This is a genomic window from Macrococcus sp. 19Msa1099 (assembly GCA_019357535.2).
Lineage (GTDB): Bacteria > Bacillota > Bacilli > Staphylococcales > Staphylococcaceae > Macrococcoides > Macrococcoides psychrotolerans.
In genome coordinates, this window is sequence record CP079955.1 from 1,174,949 (window position 1) to 1,191,845 (window position 16,897).

The window sequence follows — 16,897 nt, forward strand, 5'->3', positions numbered from 1 at the left end:
GTAAGCGCATGCGCTTACCTTCTTTTTAACCATTCTTCACTTCTATATTTTTCTATTAGTACAGAAACTTCCTGTTCAATCTCAGCAGTTACTTCAAAAGGCTTGAGCTTAATGTCGAGACCTTTCTCAAACCCTTCATAAAATGCTTCTTCCATCATTGCAATGGTAATCTCTTCATCGGTCAGATCAGCTATACTGACTGCTTTGGAATAGAAGCTACGTTTCATACGTTCTTTCAGTCGTTCGCTACTAAAGATGAACAAATCAAACAGTTCATCTACATCAATCGACTGTAATATTGAACCGTGCTGCAGAATCACTCCTTTTTGACGGGTCTGTGCGCTACCCGCAATCTTTTTGCCTTCAACAACTAGTTCATACCAGCTCGAAGCATCGAAACATACTGAACTTCGCGGGTCTTTTAGGCGTTCTCTATCTTCTTTCGTCCTTGGCACCGAAAATTCCGCCTGGAACCCTAAATTCTTAAACCCTTCTAACAGCCCTGTTGAAATCACTTTATAAGCAGCAGTAATCGACTCCGGCATCATAGGATGAGATTCAGGTACGATCACACTGTACGTCAGTTCTTTATCATGCAGAACTCCTCGTCCACCTGTCGCACGTCTGACAAGTCCGTATCCTCCGGTAGACACTTTATCAAGATCAATTTCTTTTTCTAGTTTTTGAAAGTAACCGATCGATAATGTTTTCGGATTCCATCCATAGAATCTGATGACAGGCGGCAGCTTTCCTTGTGCTACTAAGTTAAGCAATGCTTCATCCATCGCCATATTATAATATGGATCATTATTGTGTGTATTGATAAACAACCATTCTTCCTGCATATGCAACCCTCTTTACTGTATGTCTATAGTTTTAAAAAATACTTTGAAAATAAAGTATATTATATCTATAATATATCTATGAAATAAAAAGGAGGAATACCTGTATGAATTTCTGGTATGTGTTAGGTATTGTTCTTCTCTTACTATTCATCTATATACTTGTTAATTACTTTATTAATCGTAAAGCTGTTACTGAGTTAAGTCAAGATGAGTTTCAACAAGGGTTAAGAAGAGCACAAGTAATCGATTTACGCGAGAAGGCTGACTATGATTATGGTCATATCATCGGGGCAAGAAATATTCCGATGTCAATATTTAGAACACGTATGCTAGGTCTACGTAAAGATCAGCCCATCTACTTCGTCGATGCGAACGGTATTTCAAGCTATCGTGCTGCACGAATGATGAAGAAGCATGGATATAATGATATCTATATGCTTAAAAATGGCTATAAAGGCTGGACTGGCAAAATTAAGTCAAAATAAAACAAGGTTAAGACATGCGTCTTAACCTTGTTTTTTTATACTACTTCTCGTTTGAACCTTCATACTTTAAAACCGGTTTACGTGCTGCTAATGTTTCATCTAATCTACCGATCACCGTGTGATGTGGTGCTTCTAGTACGATATCCGGATTCTCTTCAGCTTCTTTAGCGATTTGAATCATCGTATCACAGAATGAATCTAGCGTTTCTTTTGATTCTGTTTCTGTCGGTTCGATCATCATACATTCTTCTACGTTAAGCGGGAAGTAGATTGTTGGTGGATGGAAGTTGAAGTCTAACAGGCGTTTCGCCATATCTAAAGTTCTAACACCAAGTTTCTTCTGTTTAGATCCACTAATTACGAATTCGTGCTTACAATGACGGTCATATGGTAATACGAAGTAATCCTGCAGACGACGCATCATGTAGTTCGCATTTAGCACTGCAACTTCTGAAGCTTCTTTCAGACCATCTGGACCCATCGTACGAATATACGTATAGGCACGTAAGTAGATACCAAAGTTACCATAGAAAGGTTTAACGCGACCAATTGATTGTGGTCGGTCGTTATCAAATTTAAAACCATCTTCCCCTTTAATGATATGTGGTTTTGGTAAGAATGGCACTAGATCTGCTTTCACACCCACTGGTCCAGAACCTGGTCCACCACCACCGTGAGGTCCAGTAAACGTTTTATGTAAGTTCAAGTGAACTGCGTCAAATCCCATGTCTCCAGGGCGTACTTTACTCATAATCGCATTTAAGTTTGCGCCATCATAGTATAATTTACCGCCGGCAGCATGTACGATTTCACGGATTTCTAAAATATCTTCTTCGAATAAACCTAAAGTATTTGGGTTTGTCAACATGATTGCAGCCGTATCATCACCTACAACACGCTTTAAGTCCTCGATATCAACTAGCCCGAATTCATTTGATTTAACGGTTACTGTTTCAAAGCCAGCAACTGTTGCAGATGCAGGGTTAGTACCGTGTGCTGAGTCAGGTACGATGACTTTTGTGCGGTTATGGTCTCCATTCGCTTCATGGTAAGCACGAATCATCATAAGTGCAGTCCATTCACCATGAGCCCCCGCTGCTGGTTGAAGCGTTACTTCATCCATACCTGTAATTTCTTTTAAGTGTTCTTGTAAATCGTAGATTACTTCTAAAGAACCTTGAATTGTTTTTTCATCTTGAAGCGGGTGAGCGTTCGCAAAGCCTGACATACGTGCGACTTTTTCATTAATCTTTGGATTGTACTTCATCGTACAAGAACCTAGTGGATAGAACCCAGAGTCTACACCATGGTTTTTATTTGAAAGTTCGGTATAATGACGCATTAAATCTAGTTCCGCTACTTCAGGCAGCATCGGGCGTTCTTTACGGATGAACTTACTATCTAATAAATCTTCGACTTTTTTATTTTCTACTTCTAATTCTGGTAATGAATAGCTGAAACGATTTTCTTTTGAACGTTCAAAAATTAACGGAGAGCTTCCTTTAAGCATTGAACACACCTACTTTCGCGATAAATGTATCAATTTCTTCTTTCGTACGTAATTCAGTTACTGCAATTAACATATGGTTATGATATGTCTCTTCAACTTGACCTAAGTCATATCCACCAATAAAACCTTCATCAAGAAGCTTTTCATTAATCTCTTTAACCGGATGATTAAATTTCACTACGAATTCATTAAATGTTGTTCCTTCAAGCACTTCGAATCCTTCTTCAATCATACGTGATTTCATATAATTTGCTTTTTGTAAGTTCTGGTTCGCCATTTCATAGACGCCATTCTTACCTAATGCACTCATTGCAACTGACGCAGCTAAAGCATTTAAAGCTTGATTAGAACAGATATTTGATGTTGCTTTATCACGACGAATATGTTGTTCACGCGCTTGTAATGTTAATACAAATCCGCGGTTTCCTTCATCATCCTGTGTCTGTCCAACAAGGCGTCCCGGCATTTTACGCATTAACTTCTTCGTTGCTGCAAAGTAACCACAGTGTGGCCCACCCAGTTGTGCTGGAATACCAAATACTTGTGCATCTCCAACAACTAAGTCTGCCCCGAATTCTCCAGGTGGTGTTAATAGACCTAGACTCATCGGATTACTCGAAACTACGAATAAGGCCTTAGTGCCTTCAGTGAAAGATTTGATTGTTTCTAAATCCTCTATACTTCCGAAGAAGTTTGGATATTGCACCATTACACATGCAGTATCTTCGTCAATTGCTGCTTTTAAAGCATCTAAATCCGTAACGGTATCTTTCACATCAATTTCAACTACTTCTAGATGTTGACCTTTTGCGTAAGTGTGTAATACTGCGCGTGATTGATCGTTCACTGCTTTTGAAACAATAATCTTCTTATTTCTCGTATGACCACATGCAAGCATTGCTGCTTCCGCAAATGATGTACCTCCATCATACATAGAAGAGTTCGCACAATCCATACCAGTAAGTTCTGCAATCATCGTCTGGAATTCAAAGATGGCTTGTAATTCACCTTGTGAAATTTCAGGTTGATAAGGAGTATATGCAGTATAGAATTCACTACGTGAAATCACATGATCTACCACTGTCGGAATATAATGATCATATACGCCTGCACCTAAAAATGACACATGTGTATCACTCGTTACGTTCTTGTTTGCAAGCGCCTGTAATTCTCTTAGTAACGGAGTTTCAGATTTACGTGGCTTGATATTTAAATCGCCCTGGAAACGTACTTTCTCAGGTATGTCCTGGAACAACTCATCAACTGAGTTGATACCGATTGTCTCCATCATTTCTTTTTTATCAGTTTCTGTTAATGGTATATAACGATGACTCATTTTCTTCGCCCCTTAATTTTTATGGAATGGAGTTTTAACAACTTTTGCTGGAATACGTTTTTTACGAACTTGTACATAAACTTCTGTATCAATTGCTGTAAAATCTGTATCAATTAATGCTAAAGCAATTGAACGGCCAGTTAATGGTGATTGCGTTCCACTAGTAACATAACCGATTTTATTATCCTTATTATCAAACACTTCATAGTCAGTACGTGCAATCCCGCGTTCTAACAGTTCAATACCAGCAGATTTACGCTTTACACCTTCTGACTTTTGAGTTTCAAGTACTGACTTGCCGATAAAGTTGCCTTTATCAAGTTTAACGCTGAAGCCCATCTTAGCTTCATAAGGTGTTATATCAGTTGATAAATCTTGTCCGTGTAGCGGTAATGCCGCTTCTAAACGTAACGTGTCTCGAGCACCAAGACCACAAGGCGTAACACCTAAATTAAGCAGTGCTTCCCAGATTGCTACCGTATCTTCGGCTTTACAATAAATTTCAAAGCCATATTCACCAGTGTAACCTGATTGACTTAAGATTACGTTTTTACCGAAAATTTCAACATCTTTTAAAAATTCAAATAATTTCATTTCCGAAATATCTTCCTTAACTTCAGGTGCAAGCTTTTCTAAAGTTTTAGGCCCTTGTACTGCAATTTGTCCATATTCAGAAGATACGTTCGTTATTGTTACACCATCTTTTTCATGTGATTTTAACCATTCGAAGTCAATATCAGTATTTCCGGCATTTACTACGAGTAAGTATTTATTCTCTCCTAATTTATATACAACAAGGTCGTCAATGACACCACCATCTTCATTACAGATCATTGTATACTGAGCTTTTTTATCAGTCATTTTAGATGCATCATTTGTAAGTACATACTGAAGATATTCAAGTGCATGCTCACCTTCGACAATAATTTCACCCATATGACTGACATCAAACATCCCTACGCCTTCTCTAACAGTGATATGTTCTTCTTTAATGCTAGAAAATTGAACAGGTAAAGCCCAACCAGAAAAATCAATTACTTTTGCACCATCTTCCAGATATTTTTCATAAAGTGGTGTTTTCTTTAATTCTGACATGATATTCCTCCTAATTGTTAAAAATAAAAACAGCATAGCATAGTGCTATCCTGCTTCATTACAGGGTTTGTCCGGAAATTATCCTTTTGCCTGAGAGTTTAATATAGCGATGCCCCTTCGGCGATGATTTATCATTCTCTCTAACTTCCTTCTTCCGCAATAATAAAATTGTGAATTTCCTGCACACAGTCTGACAGTTCATCATCATTGTTAACGCTAATGTATGCGATTTCATTATAACGTGAACGTCTTCCAAAGTACAAGTCTTTAATGGCATCAAATGATCTATTCATCGCATTCGGACGATTAGCATCATTTATAATTCTATTATACACAGTGTTAATGTTCGTATCTACCCATATATTCATTTTATTTTCTTTTAAAAGTGAAATATTGTTCGGATTTTCGACAATTCCACCACCTGTAGCTAATATAATATTCATGTTTATGTGTTTTTTTAAAACGATATGTTCCAACGTTCTGAAGTAAGTTTCTCCGTACTGGTCAAATATATCCTTGATCTTCATATTCATTTCTAATTCAATTTGTTCATCGATATCAACAAACTTTATCCCGAGCTTTCGTGCTAATAAATTACCGATTGTTGTTTTTCCAACACCCATAAATCCTACAAGTACATAAGCCAACTAAACACCTCTTTTTTCTACAGACTTTAGAATCTCTTCATAATAATACTGTTCAAGATGATCCATTGTCTTTAATTTTAACATGAATCTGTTGCTATAATAACTTAAAAAAAAGACTGTTAAAAATAATAGAATCAGTAAATATGGCGTTATAAACCCATTATAGAACCTGATATTTCTTTGCGAGAGATTCATTTTTTGATTGCAGAGATATGTATAGATGTTCATCTTCTATAAAAAAGACTCCTTCCTTAATGCCTTCCAGCATGATGATGTAACCCTCTCCATTTACTTTTCGTACGATGCGATTATGCACACATTCATATGTAATCAAATCTGCTCGAAGTGCTATTCGAAGTTTGCCATCCCTAACTGTAACGTCCTTCGCATTTTTAAGTTCAGTAGCAATCTCCCTTAAAAATAAAGCCGTATTTATATCGTGATGATCTGTAGAACGTCCGTTAAATTGATATATCTGAATTAAGATCATCGGTATAATTGATATAACAATCATAACTACAGCCATATTAATAAGCATCTCAAGCAGCGTAAATGCTTTATTTGAACGTATGGCATATCTTAGATGCTTTAATACAGATTGTATCTGCTTCACGTGTGTATTCTCCTTCTCTAATTACGATATGCATATACAGTAACCGAATCTTTTCAAGCGTAGCTTGCTTACTCTGATATGTCATGGACATTTCGTTGTACATTGGAAGTAGCAGCATTACGATTAGGATGATGACAGAAAATGCTAGCATGCTATCTATCAATAAAAAACCACTATAACGTTTCAATTCTCATTCTCCCCCAATGAATCTGAAAGATTAGACGATATTTTTTATCGCCTATATGATAAATAACTGAGCCACCTTTATTAATCCCTCTCCCATCAAAATAATACTGCATATTATTCGAACTATTGTGCCGATCAATATAACCATCATCTATTTGATAGGAAGCATTAATGTCGAGCGCGGCTGATTTAATATAAATGGTGTCACTTCCCGGAGGAAATGACACATAGATATTCACCTTAGATACAATGGCTTTTGTCTGATAGTAATTTAGTAGTGAAATTATTTCATCATTAATCTCTTCATGTTTTATTTCATCTAGTTTAAACCTGTTTACAGGCACAACAGTGAGTATTACGGTGACAATCATTAGTACAATGAGCATTTCTATATATGAAAATGCTCTAAGCACCTAATGATGCCTCACCATTATTGATTATTATGTCTGCTCCATCTTTACATTTCACTTGATTTTCTTTTAAATATTCAGGAACAAGCTCATTTATTGTAGATGGTGTTTTACCCGTATCAATTCGATATGCCTCAATCTGACCTTGTACCATCTTTACTTGAGCTTCACATCCTTTAGCCTGTACTGTCTTAGATTGTTTAGCAATATTCGGAATGATAACGATGATTAAAATCGAAATTACGAGTAATACTAATAACATTTCAATTAAAGTCGTGTTTTCTTATATTTTATTCTGTTTTACAATCCTTTTTAAATCAAAGCTTAAGACTGTATTTATTTATTTATATTCCTTTGATTTTATATTCCTTCGTGGTCGAGATGTGGTCATACTAAAATCAAGTACATACATTGTGGTCAAATACGAAAAAATATTAATCATAGTACTTCCTATTGATGTGGTCAAATAAAATTCTCTTGATTTAATACGAACGTATGTTCTATAATTTAAGTGAAGGAGATGGTAACATGAAAGAATTACAATGTATTATTATCGATGAGATTACATACGATATCCTTAAGGATGAATACCAGGAATGTAAATTCAGTTTAACTGATGTAGGTGTAGAAGATGCTAAAACAAAGCTTTATCACATGTTATATAAAAATAATCTTATAACAGAAGATAATCGAAGAGATGTTTCTTTATTACCTATTGAAGAAATACTTAATGAGGGCGTTGAAAATGAACCTGCTAAAGTCTATTCTATTATATTTGAAATTGGTGATCTTAGTGAAAGCCCACAATTTAAACGTTAATCATCCTATCGTTCCAGAACACCTAGTAGAAGAAACTAATTACAAAAATGTTCCTTCGCAATATCTTGAAAGAAACATACCTAAAGGACGCGGCATGATTAAATGGTCACCATTCGCAACTATGCCACAACAGTATGCCGACATAAAACGTCAAATAGAAACGCAAGACTATTTTTATATGCCTGCATTAAGCGATGAACAAATAATTGAAATCAACGTTAAGTTACATCACTATTCGTGTATGCCTTCATCGTGTACTATAATCTATCACAATGATCATCAATTACATGAAATTGATTGTGTCATTGAAAAAATAGATGAATTCAATCAAGAAGTGCAAGTCAGAACATGTTATAATAATGAGAAAATGCAACTTAAGTTTAACTTTATTGTCGAAGTAAGATAATAAATACAAGGATATTATATTAATATGATTCAAAAAGCACCCTACTATAATCAGTAAGGTGCCTTTTAAGTATAAAAAACACCTATAAATATAGGTGTCTGAACTTTTGGTGCTTTGAGCTGCAGGCAATATACAATATCTTTTAGTCAAAGAAGTCACTCAATGACAAGCTAACTGTTTTATTGGTCATAGTCGACGTTGACCAGCGCATGTGTTTTTCGGCGTATTGTATAAAGCTGCGTGTAATATAATTATACGACAATTTACTTGTTTAATCAAATATTCGGCTATTTAACCGAATTTTTAAATTTTCGGTTATTTACCCGAAATAAAAAGGCACCTAATCATATAAGTTAAGGTGCTTTTCGGTTATTTATATGTATAATACTTACAATACTTTCAATTTTTTTATTGCTTCAGCATTTACAAATCCTAATTGATTTATTTTCTTTTCGTCTTTTTTTACTATCTTTTCGATAGCAACAGGTATTTTATAGATGTGATATTTGTTATTTATTTCTCTAATAAAGTGATGAACAATATATATTACAACCGCAAGTCTATTAGAATAATTATTATTCTTCATTTTAAATATATCATTTTTCCATTCAGGATGGATCTTAGGAGTTGTTTTCAATTTAATGTCTAGAATATTTGAATTATGTGCGCAAATATTTCGAATAAAGTTTAAACATTTTAACCAAGATAACAATTCGTCATTTGTACAGTTATAATAACTTGAAATCATTCTAAGGTTTTTGTTCGACATAAGTTTCAACAATGCAATGACGTCACCAAACATAAGAACATCAGTCATCAACCATACACTAGGTAATCCTTGTTCATTTAAATTCACCTTATCAGTTAATTCATGGCTATGTGATAATTTTATCTTTTTAATAAGTTGGTATTTGAATTTTTCTTCTTGATCTTTTAAGTAATGCTTACAATATTCTTTTTTATTGCACCAATTACCAAACTTTAAATATCCAAAAGCTCCATGAGATTCACCTAATACAAAGGATATACGGGTTTTTAATGATACTTCTATTTTTTCAATTGCATGTAGTACATTGAGTCTTAAATTTTTATCTTGATAATATCGTGTAATTACACTAGAAAATTCTACTCCATCATATCTTCTGGTTTTGGTACCATCATCTTCTGTGACTACACTAGAAAGCGGAAACGCAAATTCCTTTAGTTTATAATAACCAATATTTTCAATTTTATTCATGGCACCTGATTTATCTGGGATATTCATTCCTCTTGCTACTAATAAATCTATTTGTTCTTCAAAAGTTAAGTGTTTAGGTCCAGTCATTTTTATCCCCTTTTAGATACAAAAATAGCCCCCACATCAGAACTTATCTGCCTAAAAAGGAAGTGAGGGCGTTGTCGTTTATATTTAAAATATAAATTATAATTGACATATAGTCAATAAAAATCATTTAAATTATAACAACAAAAAAGCCCCACACTCATTTTCGAATGCAGGGCGAAGGCTTCAAAGTCTTATTTACTAAAGGTTTGTAGCGGTAACACTCTATATTTTATTTCCAAGCGTTGCACGTTTATTTATAAATGTTTCATTTTTCCCATTTTAGATACCAATAATACTACTATTTTCATCAAAATCATACTTTTTTAAAAACATAGTTATAATATCAGCTGAATTATCGTTAAACCTAACAAAATAGTGACTACTACCCATAAAGCTATCATTCTATTATTTAATTTATTTATATGATAGTTTGCTTCTTCTATAGATATTTCTCTTGGTAATTCAAGTTGTTTGCTAAAAACAATTTTATAAATCAAGACTGATACTATAATCAAAAAAATCAGCAATAATACTAAAGGAATTATATAACCATTAATGTGGGCTAAATCAATAGTGGGGTTAATTTTAGGATTTTTATCATAGAAAGCCCCTAATAAGAAACCTGTCATCATGATACATATTAAGAAAAAACTTGTATAAAAAACAGTAGGGTGTTTTTCCCTAAATAAACAACGACATTCTTCGTCATCACTACATTGACAACTTTTTAATTTTAAGCCAGTAAGTTTACTGACTGCACTATATGACATGAAAACTAATAAAGTGATTCCAAGCATTAGTAATGACATAAAAATCAACAATTTGGGAACAGGTGTATCTTTTACACTCATAGCTAACGTCGTTAACTCATTAAATCCCCCAATAAGCGCAAACATAATAGAAGTAAATATTCCCAATATAGCTACAAATTGAGTATAAATTTGATTTTTGTCCTCCTTTATCTGATTAACTACTTTTAGAGAGCCTTCTATATCATCATCATAACCCTTTAAAACTAAATCAAATTCGTATATTTTGCTATCGAATTCTTCTAGCTGAACTTTTTGTTTATCATATAACCCTTGTTTTTGTTTAATAGCTAGTTCAAGGTGTTCAATGATTTTGTATATATTCTCAATACCATCTAAATTTTTTTTAATTTCACTTAATTTGAACTTTTCATCTAATGATTTGGTATCTCCGCCATCTTTAATTCCATAAACCTCTTCTTTAGTAATGTCATCAGAAAACCCTACACTACTATATTCTTTTTCTAACCATTCTAGAAATGCTCCTTTAAATAGTGTTGGAAATGTCGCAATTTCTCGCATTTCAGTGGAACTATATTCTTTTTCTTCTTTAAACACTAAATCAGTTATTCTTGAGTAAGGCACATGTCTAGAACTTAAGTTGTTACAGGACTCTAGTAATTGTTCAAATTCAAAATCTTTAAATAAATCTATAGCCTGATCATCTTTACTTTGAGTGATATCTACAAATTTATCATAATATAATTTGATGCTATCAATAGAGTAATTGACAGCATCCATGTTATTAATATTTAATTTTTCATTTATATATTCTTCTAATATCTCATTAGTCATTCATAGCACCAACTATATCATCAAAAGTATATTCTGGTCGAAAACCTTTTTTAATATTATCCTCATTATTAGCCCAAAAACGATGTTCATGACTTAGGCGCACTAGACTGAAAACATTAATTTTTAATAATTTATCTATCCATGTAGTTAATGTCTCATCAATCGATGTGATAGGACTAAAGTCACATTCAAGTTTAATCGGTCTATCTTTAAATTTTTTATAGTCTTGATACACTCCAGGATCAACAGGACCATACGGCCAAGCTTGAAGATTACCTTGATTAAATAATTCTCTTGCTTGCTCATTGTATTTAGGTGTATCCGCCATGAAAACTAATAAAAAATACATTACTTTTTGTAAATGCAAGTTAGTTACAGGCGTATTAGTTTCATTTGCTCGTGTCAGAATCATATTAGCTAATTCTTTCATTGTAAAATCCCCCTTTCGACAACTGTTCCAATTGTTCTGAATACAGACACAAAAATAGACAGTCTTCAAACTGTCTCCTGTCACTTAACTGTTAATCAAATAAAGATGACAAAAGACTTTGTCAAGCTTTGTCTAACATAGTCTACTTATTATATACCCTATCCTTTTACTTTAGCAACTTATATAAAGAAAAAAGTATTTTAAATAAAGAAAAATAACTTATAAATTAATAATATTTATTTTTGAAAGAATATCATATAGAAGAGGGCCATCTTTATAAACAAAAATATCCCTACACTCTTATTCTGAATGTAGGGATTAAAGTTCATTTATTTAATTGTATGCTTGTGTACCCAACCATTATTGCTAGGTGAGTATGTTCTGCACCATATGTTACCTTGTGCGTCTTGAATTTCTTCGAAGATATATACAGTCTCCCCTTTTTTAAGCGTTCCAATTTCTTTGTTGAAACTAAAGTTACTGAAATCACTACCTGCACGCTGTCTTAGCGATGCGTTATATTGAATCGTTCCTTTGTAGTGAGGTTTCTCAGACCATGCCTTAATACGTTTAGCACCTTTTGATGCAGGTTTTTTAACAGGTGGTGATTGTTTCACAACTTTTTCAGGTGCAGGTGCAACTTTCTTAACAGGTGCATCGCCATTCATATACTTAACGATCAAGTTATCGATAACACTCATGTTACGTCTAGCATATCCACATGCAGCAAGTAGATTACCAGGGTCTTGTTTGTCGGCCTGAATATCTTGATGTCCTGGCATGTTTGTGCGTGGATTAATATCCCACGAATTACATAAAGCTGCCATAATACGACAAGCATTATCTAACGATTTAAGAGATTTATTTCTATCACTGTAGTATGATACTTCAATACCAAATGCTACATCGTTTGCATCTGCACCATACCAAGCGTTGTCTGTTGGTGTACTGTAAATCACGTGCCATGCTTTTTCAGTTACAGGAATACAGATAATACATTCAGTGTCATCTACAAAGATATGTGCTGATGCAACACTAGCCCATGGTTCCATATAAGTATTCTTATAGTAGTTCACGTTCTGTTGTGCTGTTGTATTAGGGTTTCCTGTGTCGTGAAACACTGCGAATTTAGGATTACCGCTGTTCAATCTTTGCCCTGTTCTTCTTGTTCCGATAGGTAAGAAATCTGTATAAACAGAAACACCATTCCAAGTACCGATTTTATTTTTAGTCATATTATTTTTCCTCCATATTTTCGTTGTTTTTTTCAATATCTAATACTTTTTTAAATTTCTGTGCTTGTTGCGCATTGCGAGTAATATTGTTATTTCTCCAATAAGTCCACGCAATAGATCCAATTAAAAATAAGTCACTTAATGTTTGGTAGATAAATGTTTCGTCACTTTTAATTAATGGTTTCCCGTAATGTGCCAAAGCAGAGTTGATTAATGCAATTAATAGAACGACTAAACGTGTCAAAGCTAACTGTAGTTCTTTATTCATTTATAAATTCCTCCAATTAAAATAGACGTACCATTTTGGCACGTCCTTTATTTAAAAAATATTTGTGCAAAAACAAAGGCACTTCCGCCGATTGTAGCGAAAGCACCTATGATTGCGACTATGATCTTGTCGTTCGCATTCTTACGTTTACTGATAAATTCTTCATGTGAATCTACTTTGCCTTTTAACTTATCAACTTCGCCTTTAAATCCACTCATCGTATCATTTAACGTTACCATCTGCCCCTCAATGTTAGTAAGTGATTTAACAAGTGGTTTCTGTGATTCGCTAAATAACGTTATTGCTTTGTCGAGTAAGTGATAGTTATTTGTATGTTTATCATCAACTTCATCAATATACTGATATATCTTACGTTTATCACGCTCATGCAGTATCTGTAAATCCTTTAAAGACTCGACTCTATCGTTTTGCAAAATAGCTAACACCACCTATAAATCCAATTACACCTAGACCTGCCGAAAGTATCAAAAAGCCTGTAGGTGTTAACCAGTTAATAGAATTATTTATTCCTGCAACCGCTAAAAAGAAATAAAAGATTGATAGTCCGATACCACCTATCATTACTAAAAGATCATAAATCTTTCTTGTCAGTCGGTGCGGTATATAGAAACAACTGGCTATCAGACATATGCTGAAGAACATAATGACTGCCCCCCAGGTCCATAAAGGGAAAACTTGGTGGAGCGCTTCATATAACGGGCTATCATTCACTGCAGAATCAGATTCTAATATCCAGAACGATGCTCTAGCTAATGAATAAAGTCCGAACGTAAAGGTTGATGCACATGTCAATTTCTCAGGTGTCGATAGTGGTCGTGAAATCTTTGAATCATCAGGTGTAACATCTTCAATTCTGTTCATTTAATCAACTCCTTTTTAAATTTATTTATAATAAAAACCCCTAATCACTTTGCGTGAATAGAGGTTGAGTATATTTATTTCATTGATTTTGCATCTTCCCAAACTAGTTTAAAGTATAGAGTTGATTCCTCTATAAATTTATCAAGATAATAATCAAGCTTTTCAGTATCAATACCCGATTTTATTTTATTTGTGGTATTTATAGAATGATTTAATTGAACTTCTTTAACAACATGATAGAAGTTCTCCAATGAATCTAAAAGCACTTGATGATTTTTATTTATATTACCCTTTTTATCTTTCAATGGATAATATAAATATAGTAAATAGTAGTGTTTATTAAATTTATTCAGATTATCAGCATGCTTTTTTATATCTGTAGGCGCCATAAAGTCTGAAATTAAATTAAAATAACTTGATATAAATTCACTGGTAACAGTTCTAACATCTTGCAACCAATCTATTCTTTGTTTAGCAATTATGTTTGCTACTAGCTCTTTATTTTTTAAATCAGTAAGATGTTTTTCATTTAAATTTCTGATTTCGTTTTGAAATTCTTGTTGTTTAGTATTCAAACCTAATTGTAAGAGCCTTTGTTTTTTTGCAATTTCTTCATTTGCGTTTCTGTTTTCATTAGACGTTTTTTTATTAAAATATATAGTTGCAAAAGTACCTATTAACGCTATAAATGCAGGTGCATAAGAATTAAATAGTTTCCAAAATTGATCACCAATAATAATAATAATATCGTCAAATATACTCACAGTAATTCCTCCATGCATTTTCTTTTAAATATACGCTATATCAAAGAAAATGGTAAGAGAATTTTTAAAATTGTGTAATTGATTTAATTTTTAAGAGATAGTATCTTTTACTTTGATACTCATTCTTTAAGTTCACTTGCTTATCCTAAATCTGAAAAACAAAGCTGGTACTGTCACAGTAGAGCCTGTTACATTTGCATATCTGATAGTGATTTTATTTGCTTCTAATATATAAGCGTTGAAGATAATTCCGTCAGGCAGTAGTTTTTCAGGTGTAGCCTGCAACATGTGTCCTACATTAAAGTTTAATAGGTCAAGTTGCGCGTTTGTGATAACAGTTTCAATTGTTCTATTTGCTGGAACGATTGTTTGTTTTGCATAATGCCTTACGACTTCTTCGACCATACCATCGATTATTTTAACGAATGGCAACCATTTATTGTTAACCTTATCCCAACGTCTACGATAAAGCGTTTCACTGTTTGAAGGCACGTATTCTTGATAAGATGTAGAAGGCTCTATGGAACTTACTGTAATTAACATACCCGGTTTTCCTGTTGGAAATGGTGCAGCATTTGTACTTATGATAGGTGTGATAGAAGTTGCTTGCGCTGGGAACGATGTAACAGGTGTGTCGATATTTGATGAATTGAATTTCAAGGTATAGTAATCTTTTGAAAGTGTGCGTGCATGTAATTTACCCTCTACATCTAATACGAAATATTCACTTGTACCTGCCTTATCAGTATAATCCCCAACGTCAATAAGATTCCCTACTTTATTCAACCCTTCTTCAAGTGTGACATTCATCATGTTCTTTTCTCGCGAATAGTCTATAATCTGTTTTAACAATTCTATCTGTGTATTATCAAAACTTTCATATTGCGAATGACTTTTGAAGATAATCCAACCATTATTTTCAATTGTTTCATCTAATCTTGCTTTGTAATGCTCCCAAGTGTTATTAGTCGATTCCCCTAACGTTATCCTGTTCATTCTAAAGGTATCTAAAGGTAATGTATTGATACCTTCCTTAGTAGATATGTTCGCTCTTGCGTAATCACGACTAATCGTTCTCACACTTTTTGTGTTTTCGCCAAAGGGTTGAACGATGATGTTATGAGTAAAACCCTCACGTTTTAAAACCTTTTGCGCCTCTCTAAATTCATGCTCTACTTCTTCATCTGTTAATTGTTGAGCATGTTTATGTTCATGTGTATGGCTAACCATCTCAACTCCATACTCACGATTTAAACGATGTAATGTTTCCCAATTCATCACTGTTGGCTCTTGGTTATCAACCCAAGATGTTACGACTGCTATTGTTAGTTTATTCTTTTTCTCTTTTAAAACGGGTTCCCATTTTTCTAATACTTTAACATTTCCATCATCATCAACAAAAGTAATCATTGGGAATTTTCTCCCCGAAGTTGAAATGATAGAACGATTAGTATTATTTTCTAAATCATACAATCTGTTTTTAGATGATTGCAACTTGTTCTCTATATCAGTAAGCCCATCGAGATTAACTGCGCCAAATTCAATCCATTTAGTGCCATCAAACACGTACTGTTTATTATCATCTTGAACTAATCTTATCTCGTTTTTCTCTGCGTTAAATGGCAAAGCACTTTCAGTCTTTACCGCTTCTTTAGGTTTGAAATTATTCTCATATATCCATTTTTCAGTAGCTACTTTATCAATATATTGATCAGTATTTTTTGAAATAAATTCCTTTACTGATTGATTTATTTCCGCTAACGCTTCATCTCTTGATAAATTATTAATAACATTTAACTCACTTTTATCATGTGTATCAGAAACCAATATAGTAAAGTCATTGTTACTAGGAAACTTCTGTCCATCAGCAGTCGTAATTTCTAAAGTATGAGGATTGGTTTTTAAATCGTTAGCAACTTTAAATGTTACAGCTCCGTTAACGATTTGTTCTGTAGTTTTCTGTCTTATCTTTTTATCTACTTCATCAAGTATAGTTAATGTACAACTTTGATTTAGGTCGTTCATAATTGAGCCATTA

The 16,897-nt window shown here is 33.6% G+C and carries 21 protein-coding genes and 1 riboswitch; of the genes, 3 read left to right on the forward strand and 18 right to left on the reverse strand.

Features of this window, described 5'->3' with window-relative positions; all coding sequences use genetic code 11:
• Positions 1 to 14 precede the first annotated feature (14 nt).
• Entirely contained in the window at positions 15 to 845 is an 831-nt protein-coding gene (locus KYI10_05995) for a biotin/lipoate A/B protein ligase family protein (protein QYA31949.1), read from the reverse strand.
• 104 nt (positions 846 to 949) lie between these two features.
• Here KYI10_05995 and KYI10_06000 point away from each other — a divergent pair, with 104 nt between their 5' ends.
• The gene (locus KYI10_06000) at positions 950 to 1,330 is read left to right on the forward strand and encodes a rhodanese-like domain-containing protein (GenBank protein QYA31950.1); all 381 of its coding nucleotides are present in this window, start codon (positions 950 to 952) and stop codon (positions 1,328 to 1,330) included.
• A gap of 40 nt (positions 1,331 to 1,370) precedes the next feature.
• On the opposite strand, the gene gcvPB is transcribed toward KYI10_06000, so the two are convergent.
• The 8 genes from gcvPB to comGC form a co-directional block, all read right to left on the reverse strand.
• A complete protein-coding gene (gcvPB, locus tag KYI10_06005; protein ID QYA31951.1) occupies positions 1,371 to 2,840 on the reverse strand; it encodes an aminomethyl-transferring glycine dehydrogenase subunit GcvPB in 1,470 nt (489 codons plus the stop codon).
• Positions 2,833 to 4,176 carry an aminomethyl-transferring glycine dehydrogenase subunit GcvPA gene (gene gcvPA, locus KYI10_06010; GenBank protein ID QYA31952.1) on the reverse strand — a complete coding sequence of 448 codons (1,344 nt, stop codon included), beginning with the start codon at positions 4,174 to 4,176 and terminating at the stop codon, positions 2,833 to 2,835. The genes gcvPB and gcvPA overlap by 8 nt, the downstream gene beginning before the upstream one ends.
• A 12-nt stretch (positions 4,177 to 4,188) precedes the next feature.
• Positions 4,189 to 5,274, reverse strand: a complete 1,086-nt coding sequence (gene gcvT, locus KYI10_06015) for a glycine cleavage system aminomethyltransferase GcvT (GenBank protein ID QYA33921.1) — start codon at positions 5,272 to 5,274, stop codon at positions 4,189 to 4,191.
• 65 nt (positions 5,275 to 5,339) lie between these two features.
• Positions 5,340 to 5,425, reverse strand: a riboswitch (glycine riboswitch).
• Positions 5,412 to 5,918, reverse strand: coding sequence for a shikimate kinase (locus KYI10_06020; GenBank protein QYA31953.1), 507 nt, complete (start codon positions 5,916 to 5,918; stop codon positions 5,412 to 5,414). Its footprint overlaps the riboswitch before it by 14 nt.
• A gap of 160 nt (positions 5,919 to 6,078) precedes the next feature.
• On the reverse strand, positions 6,079 to 6,531 hold the full coding sequence (comGF, locus tag KYI10_06025; GenBank protein ID QYA31954.1) for a competence type IV pilus minor pilin ComGF: 453 nt from the start codon (positions 6,529 to 6,531) through the stop codon (positions 6,079 to 6,081).
• Complete coding sequence (locus KYI10_06030; protein QYA31955.1) at positions 6,476 to 6,718, reverse strand: hypothetical protein; 243 nt, start codon at positions 6,716 to 6,718, stop codon at positions 6,476 to 6,478. Before KYI10_06030 ends, comGF begins: the two co-directional genes overlap by 56 nt.
• Entirely contained in the window at positions 6,705 to 7,130 is a 426-nt protein-coding gene (gene comGD, locus KYI10_06035; GenBank protein ID QYA31956.1) for a competence type IV pilus minor pilin ComGD, read from the reverse strand. Before comGD ends, KYI10_06030 begins: the two co-directional genes overlap by 14 nt.
• On the reverse strand, positions 7,123 to 7,389 hold the full coding sequence (gene comGC / locus KYI10_06040) for a competence type IV pilus major pilin ComGC (GenBank protein QYA31957.1): 267 nt from the start codon (positions 7,387 to 7,389) through the stop codon (positions 7,123 to 7,125). The genes comGD and comGC overlap by 8 nt, the downstream gene beginning before the upstream one ends.
• 266 nt (positions 7,390 to 7,655) lie before the next feature.
• Here comGC and KYI10_06045 point away from each other — a divergent pair, with 266 nt between their 5' ends.
• Positions 7,656 to 7,946 carry a hypothetical protein gene (locus KYI10_06045; protein QYA31958.1) on the forward strand — a complete coding sequence of 97 codons (291 nt, stop codon included), beginning with the start codon at positions 7,656 to 7,658 and terminating at the stop codon, positions 7,944 to 7,946.
• On the forward strand, positions 7,921 to 8,352 hold the full coding sequence (locus KYI10_06050; GenBank protein QYA31959.1) for a YolD-like family protein: 432 nt from the start codon (positions 7,921 to 7,923) through the stop codon (positions 8,350 to 8,352). The genes KYI10_06045 and KYI10_06050 overlap by 26 nt, the downstream gene beginning before the upstream one ends.
• A 388-nt stretch (positions 8,353 to 8,740) precedes the next feature.
• Here KYI10_06050 and KYI10_06055 read toward each other — a convergent pair whose 3' ends face one another.
• From KYI10_06055 to KYI10_06095, 9 genes are all read right to left on the reverse strand, one after another.
• Complete coding sequence (locus KYI10_06055) at positions 8,741 to 9,676, reverse strand: Abi family protein (protein QYA31960.1); 936 nt, start codon at positions 9,674 to 9,676, stop codon at positions 8,741 to 8,743.
• Positions 9,677 to 10,011: 335 nt separating this feature from the next.
• Positions 10,012 to 11,280 (reverse strand): hypothetical protein, encoded by a 1,269-nt coding sequence (locus tag KYI10_06060; protein ID QYA31961.1) that lies wholly within the window; start codon positions 11,278 to 11,280, stop codon positions 10,012 to 10,014.
• A complete protein-coding gene (locus KYI10_06065; protein ID QYA31962.1) occupies positions 11,273 to 11,710 on the reverse strand; it encodes a type II toxin-antitoxin system antitoxin SocA domain-containing protein in 438 nt (145 codons plus the stop codon). The genes KYI10_06060 and KYI10_06065 overlap by 8 nt, the downstream gene beginning before the upstream one ends.
• Positions 11,711 to 12,039: 329 nt before the next feature.
• Positions 12,040 to 12,945, reverse strand: coding sequence for an N-acetylmuramoyl-L-alanine amidase (locus tag KYI10_06070; GenBank protein ID QYA31963.1), 906 nt, complete (start codon positions 12,943 to 12,945; stop codon positions 12,040 to 12,042).
• 1 nt (position 12,946) lies between these two features.
• Positions 12,947 to 13,213 (reverse strand): phage holin, encoded by a 267-nt coding sequence (locus tag KYI10_06075; protein QYA31964.1) that lies wholly within the window; start codon positions 13,211 to 13,213, stop codon positions 12,947 to 12,949.
• Between the two features lie 47 nt (positions 13,214 to 13,260).
• Positions 13,261 to 13,647 carry a hypothetical protein gene (locus tag KYI10_06080; GenBank protein ID QYA31965.1) on the reverse strand — a complete coding sequence of 129 codons (387 nt, stop codon included), beginning with the start codon at positions 13,645 to 13,647 and terminating at the stop codon, positions 13,261 to 13,263.
• The gene (locus tag KYI10_06085; protein ID QYA31966.1) at positions 13,634 to 14,095 is read right to left on the reverse strand and encodes a hypothetical protein; all 462 of its coding nucleotides are present in this window, start codon (positions 14,093 to 14,095) and stop codon (positions 13,634 to 13,636) included. The genes KYI10_06080 and KYI10_06085 overlap by 14 nt, the downstream gene beginning before the upstream one ends.
• Before the next feature lie 74 nt (positions 14,096 to 14,169).
• Entirely contained in the window at positions 14,170 to 14,859 is a 690-nt protein-coding gene (locus KYI10_06090) for a hypothetical protein (protein QYA31967.1), read from the reverse strand.
• A gap of 132 nt (positions 14,860 to 14,991) precedes the next feature.
• On the reverse strand, positions 14,992 to 16,884 hold the full coding sequence (locus KYI10_06095; GenBank protein QYA31968.1) for a polysaccharide deacetylase family protein: 1,893 nt from the start codon (positions 16,882 to 16,884) through the stop codon (positions 14,992 to 14,994).
• Between the last annotated feature and the right edge of the window lie 13 nt (positions 16,885 to 16,897).